Source organism: Streptomyces olivaceus, assembly GCF_000721235.1.
In the GTDB taxonomy this organism is placed as follows: Bacteria; Actinomycetota; Actinomycetes; order Streptomycetales; family Streptomycetaceae; genus Streptomyces; species Streptomyces olivaceus.
In genome coordinates, this window is record NZ_JOFH01000013.1 from 151,551 (window position 1) to 173,212 (window position 21,662).

Annotated in this window: 2 protein-coding genes and 1 pseudogene; all 3 read left to right on the forward strand. The window is 76.4% G+C overall.

Features of this window, described 5'->3' with window-relative positions:
* The first annotated feature begins 17 nt into the window (after window positions 1-17).
* The 3 genes and pseudogenes from IG94_RS44075 (at window position 18) to IG94_RS0115925 (ending at window position 21,649) form a co-directional block, all read left to right on the forward strand.
* Window positions 18-12,508: pseudogene (locus IG94_RS44075) on the forward strand (SDR family NAD(P)-dependent oxidoreductase).
* Window positions 12,399-14,999, forward strand: coding sequence for an SDR family NAD(P)-dependent oxidoreductase (locus IG94_RS44330; RefSeq protein WP_428837406.1), 2,601 nt, complete (start codon window positions 12,399-12,401; stop codon window positions 14,997-14,999). Before IG94_RS44075 ends, IG94_RS44330 begins: the two are co-directional and overlap by 110 nt.
* Before the next feature lie 116 nt (window positions 15,000-15,115).
* Entirely contained in the window at window positions 15,116-21,649 is a 6,534-nt protein-coding gene (locus tag IG94_RS0115925) for a type I polyketide synthase (protein ID WP_398106504.1), read from the forward strand.
* Window positions 21,650-21,662 lie beyond the last annotated feature (13 nt).

Here is a 21,662-nt window from a genome sequence, read left to right on the forward strand (position 1 = left end):
CGAAAAGTGTGGGTGGCATGCTGCGCGCCGAGTTGATCCGTCCTCTCCACGAACTCCTGCGGGACCAGAGCGCTCGATTCGGCGACAAGACCGCCTTCCGGGACGCCGACCGGGCAGTCGGCTACGCCGAGTTGGAGGCGCGCACCCGCCGCCTGGCCGGACATCTCGCGCAGGCGCGACTGCGGCCGGGCGACCGGATGGCGATGCTGCTGGGCAACCGCGTGGAGATGGTGGAGAGCTACTTCGCGGTGGTCCGCGCCGGCGGCGTGGGCGTGCCGGTCAACCCGCAGGTCTCCGTCGCCGAGTTGGAGCACATCCTCACCGACAGCGGCGCCACCGTGATCGTCACCGACCGGGCCTGGCTCGCCCGTCTCCCGTCGCTGCACCACAGGATGACCGTCCTGGTCGTGGGAGACGGACCGACGCCGCCCGGCTGCCTCTCGTACGAGCGGTTCGCCACCACCGAACCGGCCGTCCCGGCCCCGGACGACCAGGGCCTGGACGACATCGCGTGGATGCTCTACACCTCGGGCACCACCGGCAAGCCCAAGGGCGTGCTGACCACGCAGCGCAGCTGCCTCTGGTCGGTGGCCGCCTCCTACGTACCCGCGCTGGGCCTGACCGACGCCGACCGCGTGCTGTGGCCGCTGCCGCTGTTCCACAGCCTCGCGCACATCGCCTGTGTGCTGGCGGTGACCTCCGTCGGCGCGACGGCCCGCATCACCGACGGCCTGTCCGCCGCGGACGTCCTTGACGTGTGGCGGGAGGAGGAGTCCACCGTCGTCGCCGGTGTGCCGACGCTCTACCACTACCTCGCCCGCGCCGCCGGGGCCCCGGGCTTCACCGCACCCCCGGTCCGCGTCGGCCTGGTCGGCGGCGCGGTGGCCACGGCCGCGCTGCGCAGGTCCTTCGAGGACGCCTTCGGCGCGCCGCTCGTCGACGCCTACGGCAGCACCGAGACCGCGGGCTCGATCGCCATCAACTGGCCGACCGGGGCCCGGCCGGAGGGCTCGTGCGGGCTGCCCGTGCCGGGACTGGCGGTGCGCCTGGTGGACCACGCGTCGGGGCAGGACGTGGCCGACGGGGCGGAGGGCGAGGTCTGGGTCCGCGGTCCGAACGTGATGGTGGGCTACCACAACCAGCCCGCCGCCACCGCCGAGGCGCTGGCCGGCGGCTGGTACCACACCGGCGACCTGGCCCGCCGCGACCGGGCCGGCCACCTCACCGTCACCGGCCGGATCAAGGAGCTGATCATCCGGGCCGGTGAGAACATCCACCCGGGCGAGGTGGAGGAGGTGGTCCGGCGGGCGCCGGGAGTGGCGGACGTCGCCGTCGCCGGCAAGCCGCACGACGTGTTCGGCGAGGTGCCGGTGGCGTACGTGGTGCCCGGCCCGAACGGCTTCGACCCGGCGCAGGTGCTGTCGCTGTGCCGGGAGCGGCTGTCCTACTTCAAGGTGCCCGAGGAGCTCTACGAGATCCAGCAGGTGCCGCGCACCGCGTCCGGCAAGGTCACCCGGCGCAGGCTGCTGGACGGCCCGGCCCGGCTGCGTGCGGTGGGCAACGTCTACCACGAGGCCCTGCTCCAGCTGGACTGGGTCCCGCTGCCGTCCGTGTCCGGCGGCCCGCCCGCGCCCGGCCGCTGGTCGGTCCCGGGCGACGCACCGGACGGTCTGGCCGCCGGCCTGCGGGCGGCCGGCGTCGAGGTGTCGACGGACGCCGGGCCGGACGTCGTGGTCCTGGTGGCCGACGACCGGGCACCGGCCGCCGGACAGGTGGCGTGGCTGCGCGCGGCACTCGCCGAGGACCGCCCGGAGGCGGCCACGGTGCTGGTGCTGACCAGCGGCGCGGTCGCCACGGGCGCGGGCGAGGTCGTCGGGAACCTGGACCAGGCGGCGCTGTGGGGTGCGCTCCGGTCGGCGCAGGCCGCCGGCGGCCACCGGGTCGTGATGGTGGACCTGGACGACTACGACGACGCGGCTGCGGTGGCGAAGCTGCCGCTCGTCCTCCACAGCGGGGAGGGCCAGGCCGCCGTCCGCCCGGACACCGTGCTCGTGCCCAGGCTGCACCGGCTGCTGGTGGACAACGCGGCCGGGCGCGACGACGCCGGCGAGCCGGCCGGTGGCGCCATCGTCACCGGCGCGCACACCGAGCGGGGCACGGCGGTCGCACACCACCTGGTCGCGGCCCGGGGTGTCCGCCGGCTGCTGCTGATCGTGCCGCCGAGGACGGCCGACCTCACCGCGGAGCTGCGCACCCGGCTGGCCGAGGCCGGGGCCGCGGTGGACGTGGTCGAGTGCGACCTGTCCGACCGGCCGCAGCTGCGACGGGCGGTGGCCAGGGGCGGCGGACCGGTGGGTCTCGTCCTGCACGCGTGGGATCCGCAGGGCGGTGCCCCGGTCGAGCAGGCCGTCGCGGAGGTCCGGGCCCTCGGAGAGCTGGTGGCCCGGCCGGGGTCCGGGGCGTTCGTGGTGTTCTCCGCCGCGGGCGGCGTGCTCGGAGCCCCGGAGTCCTGGGAGTCGGCCGCCGTCGCCGCCTACTTCGACGCCTACGCACAGCGGCTCAGCTTCCGCGGCGTGGCGGCGTCCTCCCTGGCCTGGGAGACGCGGGAACACGGGCCGGACGACACGGCGGCCGCGCTCGACGTACGCCGGGGCCTCGGCGTGCTCGACACCGCCCTGGCCCTGAACCGGCCGCACCTGATCGCGGCCGAACCGGACACCGGCCCCCCGGCCGGGGACCGGGTGCCGCACGTACTGCGGGACGTGGCGGACCCGCCCGGCACGTCCGCGGACACCCCCGACCCGGCGGAGCTGCGGGACCGGCTGGCCGACCTCGCCGCGGCCGACCGGGCCCGCGAACTCCTCGACCTGGTACGGGAACGGACGGCGGCCCTGCTCGGGCTGGACGGGCCGCGCGCGGTGGCCGCGACGACGGCCTTCACCCAGCTGGGGCTGACCTCGCTCAGCGCCGTGGCCCTGCGCAACGGCCTGGGCGACGCCACCGGGCTGCGGCTCCCGGTGACCGTCGCCTTCGACCACCCGACCCCGGACGCGCTGGCCCAGTTCCTGCACCGGCGACTGGGCGGCGAGCCGGAGCACACCGCCGACGCCCCGCTGCCGCCGGCCGACGCGGACGAGCCGGTCGCGATCGTCGGCATGGCCTGCCGGCTGCCCGGCGGCATCGAGTCGCCGGAACAGCTGTGGGAGCTGGTGCTGGCCGGCGGTGACGCCATAGGCGAGTTCCCGGCGGACCGCGGCTGGGACCTGGACGCGCTGTTCCACCCGGATCCGGACCACCCCGGCACGAGCTACAGCCGGCACGGTGGGTTCCTCGACGGCGCCGGCGGGTTCGACGCGGCGTTCTTCGGGATCTCGCCGCGTGAGGCGCTGGCGATGGACCCGCAGCAGCGGCTGATGCTGGAGGTGTCCTGGGAGGCCGTGGAGCGGGCCGGTCTCGACCCGGCCTCGCTGCGGGGCCGGCCGGTCGGCGTCTTCACCGGCGCGATGCACCAGAACTACGGGGTCGGCGCGGCCACCGACGGCGTCGAGGGCTACCTGCCGACCGGGCTGTCCGAGAGCGTCCTGTCCGGGCGCGTGTCGTACGCGCTCGGCCTGCGGGGACCGGCGCTGACGGTCGACACCGCGTGCTCGTCGTCCCTGGTGGCGCTGCACCTGGCGGCACAGGCGCTGCGGAACGGCGAGTGCTCGATGGCGCTGGCCGGCGGCGTCACGGTGATGGCGATGCCCGACTCGTTCGTCGGCTTCTCCCGGCAGCGCGGCCTGTCCCCGGACGGCCGGTGCAAGTCGTTCTCCTCGTCGGCGGACGGCACGGGGTGGTCCGAGGGCGTCGGCGTCCTGGTGGTGGAGCGGTTGTCCGACGCCGAGCGGCTGGGCCACCGGGTGCTGGCCGTCGTGCGCGGGACGGCGGTGAACCAGGACGGCGCCTCCAACGGCCTGAGCGCGCCGAGCGGTCCGGCACAGCAGCAGGTCATCCGCCGGGCGCTGGCCAACGCCCGGCTCTCCGCCGCGGACGTCGACGCGGTCGAGGCGCACGGCACCGGCACGGTGCTCGGCGACCCCATCGAGGCGCAGGCGCTCCTGGCGACGTACGGCCGGGACCGGCCGGCGGACCGGCCGCTGTGGCTCGGGTCGCTGAAGTCGAACATCGGTCATGCGCAGGCGGCGGCCGGCGTCGCCGGTGTGATCAAGACGGTGCTGGCCCTGCACCACGGCGTGCTGCCGCGGACCCTGCACGTCGACGAGCCGACGCGGCAGGTGGACTGGCCGGCGGGCGCGGTCGAGCTGCTGACGGCCCAGCGCGAGTGGCCGGAGCTGGACCGGCCGCGCCGCGCCGGGGTGTCGGCCTTCGGCGTGAGCGGCACCAACGCGCACGTCATCCTGGAGCAGGCGGGGCCGGTGGAGCCTGTGCAGCCGGTAGCCCCGGTGGAGCCGGTCGGTCAAGCGGGGCAGGCACCCGCAGCCGGGGGCGCGGTGCCGCTGCTGCTATCCGCCAAGGGGCCGGCGGCGCTCGCCGCCCAGTCCCGGCGGCTGAGGGACTTCCTCGCCACCCGGCCGCAGCGTTCCCTGGCCGACGTCGGCTGGTCGCTGGCGACCGGTCGCGCCGCGCTGTCCGACCGCGCCGTGGTCGTCGCCGCCGACCACGGCGAGGCGCTGGCCGGCCTCGACGCCCTGGCGGCGTCGGAACCGGCGGCCGGCGTCGTGACGGGGGTCGTGGCCGAGCAGACCGGCCGCACGGTGTTCGTGTTCCCCGGCCAGGGCGCCCAGTGGACCGGCATGGGCACGCAACTGCTCGCCGAATCCCCGGTGTTCGAGGCGAAGCTGCGGGACTGCGCGACAGTGCTCGACGAGCTGACCGGCTGGTCGCTCCTGGACGTCCTGGCCGGGGCGCCCGGCGCGCCGTCGCTGGACCGCGTGGACGTGGTGCAGCCGGCCTCGTTCGCGGTGATGGTGGCACTGGCCGCGCTCTGGGAGTCCGTGGGAATCGTGCCGGACGCGGTGCTGGGGCACTCGCAGGGCGAGATCGCCGGGGCCTGCGTGGCGGGGGCGCTGTCGCTGCGCGACGCCGCGACCGTGGTCGTGGGGCGCAGCCGCGCGATCGCCGCCGGACTCTCCGGGCTCGGCGGCATGGTGTCCCTCGCGCTGAGCCCCGAGGACGCGACGACGCTGATCGGACAGTGGGACGGAGCGGTGCAGCTGGCCGCCGTGAACGGACCGGCCGCCGTGGTGGCGGCCGGTGACCCGGCCGCACTGGACGAGCTGCTGGCGGTCTGCGGGCGGCGGGGCGTACGGGCGCGCCGGATCCCGGTCGACTACGCCTCGCACACCTCCTACGTCGAGCGGATCGAGCGGGAGGTGCTGGCCGCGCTGGACGGGATCGCCCCGCGCCCCGCGACGGTGCCCTTCTACTCGACGGTGACCGGCGGGTGGCTGGACACCGGCGTGCCGGACGCGCGGTACTGGTACCAGAACCTGCGGCGGCCCGTCGGGTTCGCCCCGGCCGTCCGGGCACTGGCCGACCAGGGGCACGACGTCTTCGTCGAGGTCGGACCGCACCCGGTGCTGACCACGAGCGTGCTGGACCTGCTCGACGGCGACGAGCGGCCGGTGACCGTGGCCGGCACGCTGCGCCGCGACGACGGCGGCCTGCGCCGGTTCCTCACGTCGCTGGCCGAACTCCACGTGCGGGGCGTCGGCACCGACCTGCGCGCCGCGTTCGGCAGCAGCCCGCGGACGCACGTACTGCCGACGTACGCGTTCCAGCACGAGCACTACTGGCTGGCCCCGGCCGGTGCCGACGCCGTCCTGGCGCTCCCGGACGGGGCCGTGCTCACCTCGGCCCTGCCGCCGTCGGCCGGTACGGCGCGCCTGCTCGACCTGGTCGTCCGGGCCGGGGACGGGGCCGGGAGCACGCTGGTCGAGCAGCTGGTCGTGGAGAACGCGCCGGACCCGGCGGGCGCGGAGGTACGCGTGGTCGTCGGCGCCGCCGACGAACGGGACCGCCGGCCGGTCACCGTGCACGGCCGGCCCTCCGCCGAGGACGGCTGGGTCCGGTACGCCACCGGCACACTCGCGAGCGCGGCGGGCTCGGCACCGCCCCCGGCCCCGGCCGGTGAGGTACTGGGCGAGGCGGACGTCGACTCCGGGCTGTTCGCCTCCGCGCTCGAACTCCTCGGCCCGGTCGCGGAGTTCCGGGGCGTGCGGGTCCTCGCCACGGGCGCGGCCAGGGTGCGGGTACGCGGCGCCGGCGGCGCGCTGTGGCTGACGGACACCGGGGACGAGACCGTCGCGTACGCCGAGGCCGTGCGGCCGGGCGAGCCGGAGGGCGGCGTCGACCTGCGCGACGCGCTGTTCGAGGTGGTGTGGCAGCCCGTCGCCGACGCCGCCCGGCCGCCGCGCGCGTTCGACACCGTCGACCTGAGCACCGGGTCGCCGGACGTCCGGGACGCCGCGCACCGGGCGCTGGCGGTGGTGCGCCAGAGGCTGGCCGGGCAGGCGGAGGACCCGCTCGTCATCCTGACGCCGCCGGTCACCGAACCGGCGAGCGCCGCGGTCTGGGGGCTGGTCCGGTCCGCGCAGTCGGAGCATCCGGACCGGTTCGTGCTGGTCGCCGCCGACGCGCCCGCCGGGCCCGACGTACCCGCCCGCGCCGTGGCCACCGGTGAGCCACAACTCGCCCTCACCGCAGGGCAGTTCACCGTGCCGCGACTGGCCCGCACCCGTGCGGCGGCCCAGGACGTCCGCCCGCCCGCCGGCACCGTACTGGTCACCGGCGGCACCGGAACGCTGGGGCGCCTGGTGGCCCGGCACCTGGTCGAGACGTACGGCGTCCGGAACCTGCTGCTGGTCAGCCGCAGCGGCCCGGACGCCCCGGGGGCCGCCGAGTTCGCGGCCGGCCTCGACGCCTCGGTACGCACGGTGGCGTGCGACGCGGCGGACCGGGACGCGACCGCCCGCCTGCTCGCCACGGTCGAACCGCCGCTGAGCGCGGTCGTGCACGCGGCCGGCGTCCTGGACGACGGCGTGATCACGGAGCTGACCCCGGACCGGATCGACGCCGTCATGCGGGCGAAGACCGACGCGGCGACCGTCCTGCACGACCTGACCGCGGGCCTGGACCTCGACGCGTTCGTCGTCTTCACGTCGGCCGCGTCGGTGTTCGGCAACCCCGGCCAGGGCAACTACGCCGCCGCGAACGCCGCCCTGGACGCGCTGGCGGTCCGATGGGGGGCCACGTCCGTCGCCTGGGGGTTCTGGGCCCACCGGTCCGGGATGACCGCGCGGCTCACGGACACCGACCTCGAACGGACCCGCCGCACCGGCATGCTCGCCCTCTCCGACGAGCTGGGGCTGGCGCTGTTCGACGCCGCCCTGGCGGAGCGCGGGCGGACGGTCGTGGCCGCGAAGCTCGACCTGCTCCGGCCGCGCGACGAGGTCCCGGCGCTGCTGCGCGGACTCGTCGCGCCCCGCCCCCGCGCGGTGCGGCCCGCCGCGGACGCGGTGCTGGACGAGGAGGCGCTGCTCAGCCTCATCGGCAAGCACGCCGCGCAGGTGCTGGGCCACACCGACGGCACCGCCGTCCCGGCCCGGCGGCCGTTCCGGGAAGCGGGCTTCGACTCGCTGACCGCCGTGGAGCTGCGCAACCGGCTCGTCGCCGCGACCGGCCTGCGCCTGCCCGCGACCCTGCTCTACGACCATCCCGACCCGCTCCGGCTGGCCCGGCACCTCGGCGCCCGGCTGACCGGCACGGCCGCCGAGTCGCCCGCCGAGCAGCCCGCCCCGGCCGCCGGGCACCGCATCTCCGCCGGTGACGCGGCCGACGAGCCGATCGCGATCGTCGGCATGGCCTGCCGGTTCCCCGGCGGTGTGGACGGCCCCGACGACCTGTGGCGGTTCGTACGGGACGGCCGGGACGCCGTGGGACCGTTCCCCGAGGACCGGGGCTGGGCGACCGCCACCCTGTTCGACCCCGACCCGGACCACGAGGGCACCAGCTACACCGACAAGGGTGCCTTCCTGGCCGACGCCGCCGGATTCGACGCGGACTTCTTCGGGATCTCGCCGCGCGAGGCGCTGGCCATGGACCCGCAGCAGCGGCTGATGCTGGAGATCTCCTGGGAGGCGTTGGAACACGCCGGAGTCGACCCGACCGCGGTACGGGGCACCCCCGTCGGCGTGTTCACCGGCGTGAACGTCCAGGACTACGCGCTGCGCCTGCACCTCGCGCCGGAACTGGTGGAGGGACACCGGATCACCGGCGCGTCGAACGCCGTGCTCTCCGGCCGGGTGGCCTACGAGTTCGGTCTGGAGGGCCCGGCGCTGACCGTGGACACGGCCTGCTCGTCGTCGCTGGTCGCGCTGCACCTGGCGGCGCAGGCGCTGCGCGGCGGCGAGTGCTCGATGGCGCTGGCCGGCGGTGTCACGGTGCTGTCGAGCGCCGATCCCTTCGTGGACTTCTCCCGTCAGCGCGGATTGTCCCCGGACGGCCGCTGCAAGTCGTTCTCCTCGTCGGCGGACGGCACCGGCTGGTCCGAGGGGGCCGGCGTGCTGGTGGTGGAGCGGCTCTCCGACGCGGAGCGGCTGGGCCACCGGGTGCTGGCGGTGGTGCGCGGTTCGGCGACCAACCAGGACGGCGCCTCCAACGGCCTCACCGCGCCGAGCGGTCCGGCGCAGCAGCGGGTGATCCGCCGGGCGCTGGCCAACGCGCGGCTCTCCGCGGCGGACGTCGACGCGGTCGAGGCGCACGGCACCGGCACGGTGCTCGGCGACCCGATCGAGGCCCAGGCCCTCATCGCCACCTACGGGCAGCAGCGGCCCGAGCCGCTGTGGCTGGGGTCGGTGAAGTCCAACATCGGGCACGCGCAGGCGGCGGCCGGTGTCGCCGGGGTGATCAAGACGGTGCAGGCCCTGCGCCACGGCGTGCTGCCGCGCACCCTGCACGTCGACGAGCCGACGGCCGAGGTGGACTGGTCGGCCGGGTCGGTGGAACTGCTGACCGAGGAACGGGAGTGGCCGGAGCGGGACCGGCCCCGGCGGGCCGCGGTGTCGGCGTTCGGGGTCAGCGGGACCAACGCGCACGTGATCCTGGAGCAGGCGGCCGACGCCGTACCGGAGCAGGCGGCCGGCACCGGCCCGGAGCAGCAGGGCGCCGGCACCGGACCGGAGCAGGGCGACGCGGGGGAGGCCGCGACGGGGACGGCGATCGTGCCGTGGGTGCTGTCGGCCCGGTCGGAGGCGGCACTGCGCGGCCAGGCCGAGCGCCTGGCAGCGTACGCGGCCGCACACCCGGACGTCGGTCCCGCCGCCGTCGCACGCGCCCTGGTGGAGACCCGCGCCGTGCTCCGGCACCGGGCGGTCGCCGTCGGCGCCGACCGGGAGCAGCTGCTGCGGTCGCTGGACGACGGCGTCGTCCGGGGCGTCGCCGTGCCCGGGAAGCTCGCGGTGCTGTTCACCGGTCAGGGCAGTCAGCGGGTCGGCATGGGCCGCGCGCTGTACGAGCGGTACCCGGTGTTCCGCGCGGCCTTCGACGACGTGTGCTGGGGCGTGCGGCCCGCCTTCGTCGCCGGGCATTCGGTCGGGGAGCTGACGGCGGCGCATGTGGCCGGTGTGCTGTCGCTGCCGGACGCGGCGGTGCTGGTGGCGGCGCGGGGCCGGCTGATGGACGCTCTGCCGGGCGGCGGGGCGATGGCGGCGGTGGCGGCCGGTGAGCGCGCCTGGCGGTCTCCCACGCCTTCCACTCCGCGCGCATGGAGCCGATGCTCGCCGAGTTCCGGTCGGTGGCGGCCGGGCTCACCTTCCACGAGCCGAGGATCCCGGTGGTGTCCGACGTGACCGGCGGGATCGCCGGGGCGGACCGGTTCACCGCCGACTACTGGGCCGAGCACGTCAGGGCGGCGGTGCGCTTCCACGACGGCGTCACGGCGCTGCGGGAGGCCGGCGCGGCCACCTTCCTGGAGCTGGGACCCGGCGGCGTACTGACCGCTGTCGCGCAGGAGGCCGACGGCGACCGGGCGGCGTTCGTCCCGGCCCTGCACCGCGCCGAGGACGAGGCGCTCGACCTCGTCACCGCGCTGGCCCGGCTGCACGTGCGCGGCGTGGACGTCGACTGGCCGGCGTTCCTGGGCGGCGGCCCCGCGCCCCACGTCGACCTGCCGACCTACGCCTTCCAGCACCGCAGGTACTGGATCGACCTGCCGGGCGACGTGCTGCCCGCGCGGGCCGAAGCGGTGCTTCCGGCGCCGGAGACGGCCAAGCGGACCGGGCCCCGGCGGACGGGCCCGGAGCTGGTGCCCGCCCTGGTCGCCGAGGTGCTCGGGCACGGCGACGGCCGGGACATCGACCTGGACCGGTCGTTCCAGGACCTCGGGTTCGACTCGCTGAACGCGGTGCGGCTGCGCAACCGGCTGCAGGAGGAGACGGGCCGCTCCCTGCCGACCACGCTGGCGTTCGACCATGCCACACCGGCCGCGCTCGCCGCGTTCCTGGCCGACGGCGACGGCGGGAGCGAGAGGGAGGGGGACGCCGCCGCCGTACCGGCGCCGGCCGGCGCAGCCGACGAACCGGTCGCCGTCGTGGGCATGGCCTGCCGGCTGCCGGGCGGTGTCGAATCCCCCGACCAGCTGTGGCGGTTGGTGCTCGACGGCCGGGACGGCATCGGCGACTTCCCGACGGACCGCGGCTGGGACCTGGAGAACCTGTTCCACCCCGATCCGGACCACCCCGGCACGACGTACGCCCGCACCGGCGGATTCCTGCACGACGCCGCCGGGTTCGACGCGGACTTCTTCGGGATCTCGCCGCGCGAGGCGCTGGCCATGGACCCGCAGCAGCGGCTGATGCTGGAGATCGCGTGGGAGGCGTTCGAGCACGCCGGGGTGGACCCGACCTCCAAGCGGGGCAGCGACGTCGGCGTCTTCGCCGGTGTGGTCAACCACGAGTACGGGGTGCGCGCCGGCCGTGTCCCCGCCGAGGCCGAGGGCCACCTGATGACCGGCGGCGCGGGCAGCGTCCTCTCCGGCCGGATCTCCTACGTACTGGGCCTGGAGGGGCCGGCCGTCACCGTCGACACGGCGTGCTCCTCGTCGCTCGTGGCGCTGCACCTGGCGGCGCAGTCGCTGCGGGCCGGCGAGTGCTCCATGGCGCTGGCCGGCGGCGTGACGGTGATGCCGAGCCCGGACGCCTTCGTGGAGTTCTCCCGGCAGCGCGGCCTGTCCCCGGACGGCCGGTGCAAGTCGTTCTCCTCGTCGGCGGACGGCACCGGGTGGTCCGAGGGCGCCGGAGTGCTGCTGGTGGAGCGGCTCTCGGACGCCGAACGGCTGGGCCACCGGATCCTGGCGGTCGTCCGCGGCTCGGCCGTGAACCAGGACGGCACCTCCAACGGCCTGACCGCGCCGAGCGGTCCGGCGCAGCAGCGGGTGATCCGCCGCGCCCTGGCCACGGCCGGACTGGAACCGGCCGACGTCGACGCCGTCGAGGCGCACGGCACCGGCACCGCGCTGGGCGACCCGATCGAGGCGCGGGCCCTGATCGCCGCCTACGGCCGGGGCCGCGAACGGCCGCTGCTGCTGGGGTCCTTGAAGTCGAACATCGGGCACGCGCAGGCGGCGGCCGGTGTCGCCGGGGTGATCAAGACGGTGCAGGCGCTGCGGTACGGGGTCCTGCCGCGCACCCTGCACGTCGGCGAGCCGACGGCCGAGGTGGACTGGTCGGCGGGGTCGGTGGAACTGCTGACCGAGGAACGGGAGTGGCCGGAGCTGGACCGGCCGCGGCGGGCGGCGGTGTCGGCGTTCGGGGTGAGCGGGACCAACGCGCACGTGATCCTGGAACAGGCGGCGCCGGCACCGGCGGCGGGCGGGCCGACGGCCACCGAACCGGCGGCGGGCGGGTCGGCGGTGCCCGAACAGGCGGTGCCCGAACCGGTGGTGGCCGAGCCGGTGGCCACAGAACCGGCGGCGACCGAACCGGCCGTTGGTGAACCGGCGGCGACCGAACCGGCCATGGTCGTGGTGTCGGCCAAGGGCGCGGCGGCGGTGGCGGCCCAGGCGCAGCGGCTGCTGGCCCTGGACGCCGATCCGGCGGCCCTGGCGAGGGCGCTGGCGGCGTCGCGGGCGACGCTGCCCCAGCGGGCGGTCGTACTCGCCGGCGACCGGGCCGAACTGCGCGACCGGCTGGCGGCGCTGGCCCGCGGCGAGACGCCGCCGGACACCGTGCGCGGCTCCGTCACCCGGGGGTCGACCGCGGTGCTGTTCACCGGTCAGGGCAGTCAGCGGGTCGGCATGGGCCGCGCGCTGTACGAGCGGTACCCGGTGTTCCGCGCGGCCTTCGACGACGTGTGCGGACTACGTGGCCGGGCACTCCCTCGGGGAGCTGACGGCGGCGCACGTGGCCGGGGTGTTGTCGCTGCCGGACGCGGCGGTGCTGGTGGCGGCGCGGGGCCGGCTGATGGACGCTCTGCCGGGCGGCGGGGCGATGGCGGCGGTGGCGGCCGGTGAGCCGGTGGTGTCCAACGTGACCGGCGGGATCGCCGGGGCCGGTCGCTTCACCGCCGACTACTGGGCCGAGCACGTGCGGGCGCCGGTACGGTTCGCGGACGGCATCCGGACGCTGCTGGACGAACGCGTCGACACCTTTCTCGAACTGGGGCCGGACGCGGTGCTGACGGCGGCCGGACCGGACTGCCTGACCGGGCAGCCCGACGAGGACGTCGTGTTCGCGGCGGCGCAGCGTCGCACCGGCGACGGCGTACGCACCCTGCTGGCGGCCGTCGGCACGCTGCTCGCGCGAGGACGCCACATCGACGTCCCGGCCCTGCTCGGCGGCTCCGTCCGCCCCGCGGACGCGCTCGAACTGCCGACCTACCCCTTCCAGCGCGACCGGTACTGGCTGGAGCCCGCCGCACCGGAGGCCCGGCGGACCGACGACACCGACGGGCGCTTCTGGGCGGCGGTGGAGGCGGAGGACCTCGCCGCGGCGACGGAGGCGCTCGGCGTCGACGCCGCCCCCGAACTCGCCCCGGCCATCGGCGTGCTGGCCGACTGGCGGCGCCGCCGCGCCGAACGGTCCGCCGTGGACGACCTGCGCTACCGGGTGAGCTGGAAACCGCACCGCGGCAACGGTCCGGCGGCGCCGGACGGCACCTGGCTCGTGGTCACGACGGCGCGGGTGGAGGACCCGGCGCCGCTGCTGGCCCGGCAGGGCCTGCGCACCGTCACGGTGCAGGTCGAACCCGGCGCCGGTCCGCTGACCGAACAGCTCGGCGCCGCGCTGGCCGACGACACCGTGACGGGTGTGCTCAGCCTGCTGGCCCTGGACGACCGCAGGCGACCCGGATCGCCCCTGCTGACCGTCGGCACGGCGGCGACACTGGAACTGGTCCAGGCCCTCGCGGAGCTCAAGGCCCGGCAACGACTGTGCTGCGTCACCAGCGGCGCCGTGAGCGTCGGCACCGACGACCCCGCGCCGGCCGTCGAGCAGGCGCTCGTCTGGGGCCTCGGCCACGCCACCGCCCTGGAGCACCCCGACCGCTGGGCCGGCCTCATCGACGTGCCGGCCCGGCTGGACGACCGGTCGGCACGGGCGCTGGTCGCCGCGCTCGCCGGCCTGGCCGACGAGGACCAGGTGGCCGTCCGGACGACCGGCCTGCACGTGCGGCGCGTCGTGCCGGCGCCGGCGGAACCCACCGCCCCGCCCGCGCACATCCACGGCACCGTGCTGGTCACCGGCGGTACCGAGGGCCTGGGGCGGCACGTGGCCAGGTGGCTGGCCGGCGCGGGCGCCGAACACCTCGTGCTGACGCTGGACGGCGACCCGGGCGCGCCGGACGTGGCCGCCCTGGCGGACGAACTCGGCGAACGAGGCGTCGGCGTGACGCTGACGACCGCGGACCCCACCGACCGGGAGGCCGTCGCAGCCCTGCTGGACGGGGGAGTGACCGGGGTGGTGCACACCGCCGACCTGGTCCGCACCGGCCCGGTCACCGGCATCACCACGGCCGAACTCGACGCCGTACTGACCGCCAAGACCGGGTGGCTGACCGCCCTCGACGACGCGCTCGGCGACCGGCCGCCGGAGCTGTTCGTGGCGTTCTCCTCCGTGGCCGGCGTCTGGGGCGGCGGCGGCCAGGGCACGCCCGGCGCCACCAACGCCGTCGTCGACGCGATCATGCGGCGCCGACGGGCGCGCGGGCTGCCCGCCACGTCGGTGGCCTGGGGAGTGATCGACGGGTTCGGGGTGGCCGCCGACCCCGAAGCCCGGGAGCAGCTGCGCCGCCGCGGTGTGCTGCCGATCGCTCCCGAAGCGGCGGTCGCCGCGCTGGCCCACGTCACCGGCGGCGACCCGGTGGTGGCGATGGCGCGGATCGACTGGCCCGCGTTCGCCCCCGCGTTCGCCTCACTGCGGCCGAGCCCGCTGATCGGCGACATCCCCGGCGTGCGGGCGGCGATCGAGGCCGCGCGGCCGGAACCGGACGAGGGCGCCGCCCGGCGCCTGGCCGATCTGCCCGAGGCGGAACGGGACCGGGCGCTCACCCGACTGGTGCGCGAGACCACCGCGACGGCGCTCGGACACCAGGGCGCCGGGGCGATCGGCCCGCGCCGGGCGTTCCAGGAGATGGGGTTCGACTCGCTGGCCGCGGTGAGCCTGCGCAACGCGCTCGGCGCGGCACTGGGCATCAGCCTGCCCGCCACCCTCGTCTTCGACCACCCGACACCGGCCGCGCTGGTCGAGCACCTGCGCACCGAACTGGCCGGGCCGCCGGAGGCCGAGGTCGACGAGGCCGAGCTGCGCCGGGCGCTGGCCACCGTACCGGCGAGCCGGCTGCGCGAGGCCGGTGTGCTGGACGTCCTGCTGGACCTGGCCCGCACCGACGGCGCACCGGCCCCCGCCCGGGCGGTGGTGGACAAGGTGACGGACAAGATCGAGCAGATCGACCGGATGGACGTCGCGGACCTGCTGCAACAAGCGCTGGAGGGCACGCAGCCATGAGCACCACCGAGAACGCACAGCTCGTCGACGCCCTGCGGGCCTCGCTGAAGGAGAACGCGCGGCTCACGCACCGGTACGACAGCCTGCGGGCCGCCGCGGCCGAGCCCGTCGCGATCGTGGGCATGGCCTGCCGGCTGCCCGGCGGTGTCGAGTCGCCGGAGGACCTGTGGCGGCTGGTGTCGAGCGGCGGCGAGGGCATCACCGGCTTCCCGGACAACCGGGGCTGGGACCTGGACAACCTGTTCCACCCCGACCCCGACCATCCCGGCACCAGCTATGCCGACGAGGGCGGCTTCCTGCACGGGGCCGGCGAGTTCGACCCGGGCTTCTTCGGGATCTCGCCGCGCGAGGCGCTGGCCATGGACCCGCAGCAGCGGCTGATGCTGGAGATCTCGTGGGAGGTCTTCGAACGGGCCGGCGTCGACCCGACGGCGCTGCGCGGCAAGGACGTCGGGGTGTTCTCCGGGATCGCGTTCCACGACTACGGCGCGGACCTCTCGGCGGTGCCCGAGGGCCTTGAGGGGTTCGTGCTCACCGGCGGGGCGGGCAGCGTGCTGTCCGGCCGCGTCTCCTACGTCTTCGGCTTCGAGGGACCGGCGGTCACCCTGGACACCGCCTGCTCGTCGTCGCTGGTGACCCTGCACCTGGCCGTACAGGCGCTGCGCTCCGGCGAGTGCTCGATGGCGCTGGCCGGCGGCGTCACGGTGATGGCCGCCTCCGACGCGTTCGTGGGCTTCTCCCGGCAGCGCGGGCTCGCCCCGGACGGCAGGTGCAAGGCGTTCGCCGCGGCGGCGGACGGCACCGGGTTCGCCGAGGGCGCCTGCGTCCTGCTGGTGGAACGCCTCTCCGACGCCCAGCGGCTGGGACACGACGTCCTGGCGGTGGTACGCGGCTCCGCGGTGAACCAGGACGGCGCCTCCAACGGCCTGACCGCGCCCAACGGCCCGTCGCAGCAGCGGGTCATCCGGCGCGCGCTGGCGGGCGCCGGTCTGAAACCGTCCGAGGTGGACGCCGTCGAGGCGCACGGCACCGGCACCGCGCTCGGCGACCCGATCGAGGCACAGGCGATTCTGACCACCTACGGCCAGGACCGGGAACGGCCGCTGTGGCTGGGCTCCCTCAAGTCGAACATCGGCCACACCCAGGCGGCGGCGGGCGCGGCCGGCGTGATCAAGATGGTGCTGGCGATGCGGCACGGGGTGCTGCCCCGGACCCTGCACGTGGACGAGCCGACCCCGCAGGTGGACTGGACGGCCGGCGACGTGGAGCTGCTGACCGAGCAGCAGCCGTGGCCGGCGACCGGGAGGCCGCGCCGGGCCGGGATCTCCGGGTTCGGCATCAGCGGCACCAACGCCCACGTGATCGTCGAGCAGGCGCCCGAACCGGCCGCCCCGGAACCCGCCGCTCCCGAACCGGCCGCCCTGGAACCCGCCGCTCCCGGACCCGCCGTCGCGGAACCGGTCTCGCCCGGTCCGGCCGGTCCCGAACCGGCGGACAACCGGCCGGTGTTCGCCACCGCGCCGGCCCCGCTGCTGGTGTCGGGCCGCGGGGAGTCCGCGCTGCGCGCCCAGGCCCGCCGCCTGCACGCGCACCTCGACACGCACCTCGACCCGCACCCGGACCCGCGTCCGGACGGCGCGTCGGACGTCTGCCCCGGTGACCTCGGCCCCGGTGGCCTCGAACCCGGTGGCGTCGAACTCGGCGACGTCGCCTGGTCGCTGGCGACCACCCGCGCCGTGCACGACCGGCGGGCGGTGGTGCTGGCCGACGACCGGGACGAGGCTCTGGCCGCACTGACCGCGTTGGCCGAGGGCACTCCCTCGCCGTCCCTCGTGCCCGGCAGCGCCCCCGACGCCGATCCGCAGGTGGTGTTCGTGTTCCCGGGGCAGGGCTCCCAGTGGCCCGGCATGGCAGCCCGACTCCTGGACGAATCACCGGTGTTCGCCGACCGGATGGCCGAGTGCGACCGCGCCGTCGGCGAACTGGTCGACTGGTCGGTGCTGGACGTGGTGACCGGTGCCGCGGGCGCCCCGTCACCGGAGCGGATCGAGATCCTGCAACCGGTGCTGTTCGCCGTCAACGTCTCACTGGCCGCCGTGTGGCAGGCGGCCGGTGTCGAACCGGCGGCCGTCGTCGGGCACAGCCAGGGCGAGGTCGCCGCCGCGTTCGTGGCCGGGGCGCTGAGCCTGGAGGACGCGGCGCGGACCGTCGTGCTGCGCAGCGCGCTGTTCGCCGCGGAACTCGTCGGCAGGGGCGCGGTCGTCTCGGTGGCCCTGGGGTCCGAGGAGGTGGAGCGGCGGATCGCCGCCCACGACGGGCGGCTGGCGCTGGGCGGCCGGAACAGCCCCGCCGCCTCGACCGTCGTCGGCGACACGGAGGCCCTGACGGAGTTCGTCGCGCGGTGCAAGGCCGACGGGATCCGCGCGCAGGTCGTCGGCTCCACGGTGGCCTCGCACTGCGCGCAGGTCGACCCGCTGCACGACCGCATCGTGGAGATGCTGGCCGGCATCGCCCCCAAGCCGGCGCGTGTCCCCTTCTACTCGACGGTCGACGCCGCCGAGGTCGACACCGAGTCGCTGACCGGCGAGTACTGGTTCCGCAACGCCCGCTTCCCGGTCGAGTTCGACCGCACCGTCCGGGCCCTGCTGGCGGACGGGCACCAGCACTTCGTCGAGTGCAGCGCGCACCCGGTGCTCACCGTGGCGACGCAGGCCACGTCCGAGGACTTCGGCGCGGAAGCCGTCGCGGTCGGCTCGCTGCGCCGCCAGGAGGGAGGCGCCCGGCGGCTGCTGACCTCGTTCGCCGAGGGCTTCGTACGCGGTCTGCCGGTGGACTGGGCGGCGGTGCTCGGCGGCGGCCGGCGCGTCGAGCTGCCCACGTACGCCTTCCACCGTCAGCACCTCTGGCTGGAACCGGCCGGCGGCGCGGTGGACGCGGGCGGCCTCGGACTCGGCGGCGCCGGGCACCCGTTGCTGGGCGCGGTCGCCGAACTGCCCGAGTCCGGCGGTGTGGTGCTGACGTCGCGGCTGTCGCTGCGGACGCATCCGTGGCTGGCGGACCACGCGGCGGCCGGGACCGTGCTGCTGCCCGGCGCGGCCTTCGTGGAGCTGGTGGTGCGCGCCGGTGACGAGGTGGGCTGCGGAGTCGTCGAGGAGCTGGTGCTGGAGGCGCCACTCGTCCTCGGCGCCCGGGACGCGGTGCGGCTGCAGATCGCGGTCGGCGCACCCGAGGCCGACGGCCGCCGGCCGGTGACCGTGCACGCGCGGCCCGAGGACGGCGGACCCGGCGCCGCCTGGACCCGGCACGCCGGCGGCACGCTGGCCGCGACGGCACCCCGGCCGGGGACCGGCTTCCAACAATGGCCGCCCGCCGGGGCGGTCCCGGTCGACGGCGACCGCGTCACGGGCGCCTACGAGGAACTCGCGGCGCTCGGCTACGGCTACGGGCCCGCCTTCCGGGGCCTGAAGGCGGTGTGGACGGCCGGTGCCGACGTGTTCGCGGAGGTCGAACTGCCCGAGGCGGTCCGCGGGGACGCGGCGGCCTTCGGACTGCACCCCGCGCTGCTGGACGCGGCCATGCACGCGATCGCCTTCGGGCCCGGCGCCGACGCCCGCCTGGCGCTGCCGTTCGCGTACCGGGACGTCGCCCTGCACGCGGGCGGGGCCGCGGCACTGCGGGTGCACATCGCCCCGGCCGACGCCGGCACCGACGCGGCGACCCTGCGCCTGGCCGACGCCACCGGCGCGCCGGTGGCCACCGTCGGGGCCGTGGTGTCGCGCGCCGTCGAGCAGGCGGCGCCCGAAGCGCAGCCGGTGCGGGAGCGCATGTTCCGGGTCGGGTGGGAGCCCGTCGCCGCCGGGGCGCCCGACGCGGTGGCCGACGCCGCGTTCGACCCCGTGCCGGTGCACGGCGCCGACGACATCCGGGAACTGGCCGAGACCGCCGACTTCGGACTGCCGGAACTGCTGCTGCTCCAACTCCCCGGCGACCGACCCGGCGACGGACCCGGCGACGGACCCGGCGACGACGTGACGGCGCTGACCACCCGCGTCCTCGGCCTGCTCCAGGCCTGGCTGGCGGAGCCGCTGCTCGACGACAGCCGCCTCCTCGTACTCGGCGAGGGCGGTGTCGCGGTGCACCACGAACGCGAGCTGACCAGCGTGGCCACCGCCGCCGCGTACGGGCTGCTGCGCTCCGCGCAGGCCGAGAACCCCGGCCGGGTCGTGATCGTCGACAGCGACGGGACACCTGCCTCGGCCACCGCTCTCGCGGCGACCGCCGGCACCGACGAACCGCAACTGGCCCTGCGGGACGGGCAGGCGTACGCGCGACGGCTGGTGCGGGCCGCCGGTCCCGAACGGCTGCGCGTCCCGGACGGGCCGGCGCCGTGGCGGCTGCGGCCCGGCGGCGACGGGTCCCTCGAACACCTGGCGGCCGTCGAGGCCCCGGCGGCGACGGCGCCGCTGGACCCCGGACAGGTACGGGTCGAGGTGCGGGCGGCCGGACTGAACTTCCTGGACGTCCTGGTGGCCCTGGGGGTCCGGGACGAGGCGGGCCTGGGCAACGAGGGCTCCGGCATCGTGGTCGAGGTGGCGCCGGACGTCGCCGGACTGGCCGTCGGCGACCGGGTGATGGGGCTGTTCCCGGACGCCGTCGGACCGCTGGCCGTGGCCGATCACCGCACGGTGGCCCGGATGCCGCGGGAGTGGACCTTCGAGCAGGCGGCCTCGGTGCCGATGGCGTTCCTCACCGCCTACTACGCGCTGCGCGACCTCGGTGAGGTCGCCGCGGGCGAGTCGCTGCTGGTGCATGCCGCGGCCGGCGGCGTCGGCATGGCGGCCGTGCAGCTGGCCCGGCACTGGGGCGTGGAGGTCTACGCGACGGCGAGCCCGGGCAAGTGGGCGGCCGTGGCCGCGTGCGGGGTCGACCCGGGCCGGATCGCCGGCTCCCGCAGCCTGGACTTCGAGGAACGCGTCCGCGACGCCAGCGGCGGCCGGGGCGTGGACGTGGTGCTGAACTCGCTGGCCGGCGACTTCGTGGACGCCTCGCTGCGGCTGCTCGGTGAGGGCGGCCGGTTCCTGGAGATGGGCAAGTCCGACCTGCGGGACCCGGCCTCCGTCCCGGGCGTGGACTACTCGGCGTTCTCGCTGTTCGAGGCGGGCAACGACCGCATCGGCGAGATGCTCGGCGAACTGGTCGCCCTGTTCGAGCAGGGGGTACTGACCCCGCTGCCGCTGACCGTGTGGGACGCCAGGCTCGCCCCGGCGGCGTTCCGCCACATGAGCCAGGGCCGGCACATCGGCAAGAACGTGTTCACGCTGCCGCGCGACCCCGACCCCGACGGCACGACACTGGTCGTCGGCGGCACCGGATCGCTGGGGCGGCAGGTGGCCCGACGGCTGGTCACCGAGCACGGGGTGCGCAACCTGGTACTCGCCGGCCGGCGCGGCCCGGCGGCCGAGGGGGCCGCGGAGCTGACCGCCGAACTGGCCGCCCTCGGCGCGACCGCGCGCGTGGTGGCCTGCGACGCCGCCGACCGCACGGCGCTGGCCGGCCTGCTGGCGTCGCTTCCCGCCGACGCCCCGCTGACCGGGGTCGTGCACGCCGCGGGGCTCCTCGACGACGGCGTACTCACCGCGCTCACCTCCGAGCGGCTGGCCGCCGTGCTGCGGCCGAAGATCGACGCCGCGCGCAACCTGCACGACCTCACCCGGGACATGGGCCTCGCGCGGTTCGTCCTGTTCTCCTCGGCGGCCGGCACCTTCGACGCGCCGGGTCAGGGCAACTACGCCGCCGCCAACGCGGCCCTGGACGCCCTGGCCCAGCAGCGGCGGGCCGCCGGCCTTCCGGCCACGTCGCTGGCCTGGGGCCTGTGGTCGCAGGTCACGGAGATGAGCGCCCACCTGGACGACGTGGACCAGAAACGCATGGCCCGCGGCGGCATGACCGGCCTGACGGCGGCCGAGGGACTGGAACTCCTCGACGCCGCGCTGGCCGAACCCGACGCCGTACTGGTGCCGGCGGCGATGGACTTCGGGGCGCTGCGCACGCAGGCGGCCTCCGGCGCGCTGCCCGCCCTGCTGCACACGCTGGTCCGGCCGGGGCGGCGGGCCGCCCGGAGCGCCGCCGCGGACGTGGACGAGCTGGCCGCCCTGCTGGCCCGGTCCGGCCCGGCCGAGCGGGAACACCTCGTACTCGGCCTGGTACGGCAGGAGGCGGCGGCGATCCTCGGCCACGGCTCGCCCGACCTGGTCGAGCCGGACCGGCCGTTCCGCGACATCGGGTTCGACTCGCTGACCGCCGTGGAGCTGCGCAACCGGCTGACCGGGCGGACCGGCGTACGGCTGCCCGCCACCCTGGTGTTCGACCACCCCACCCCGGCCGCGATCACCCGCTTCCTGCTCGGCGAGCTGGGCGCCGGGGCGGACGGCACGGAGACCCTGCTGGCCGAGCTGGACCGCCTGACTGCGGCGGTGGACACCGCCGACGCGGAGGCGCACGCCCGTGTGCTGGCCCGGATGCAGGCGATCGTGCGGCGCTGGGAGGCGACCGGTGCGGCACCGGCGGGCGAGGAGACCGGCGTCGACCTGGAGACCGCCGGCGACGACGAGATCTTCGACCTCATCGACCAGGAGTTCGGCACCGCATGAGCCGCGCCGACCG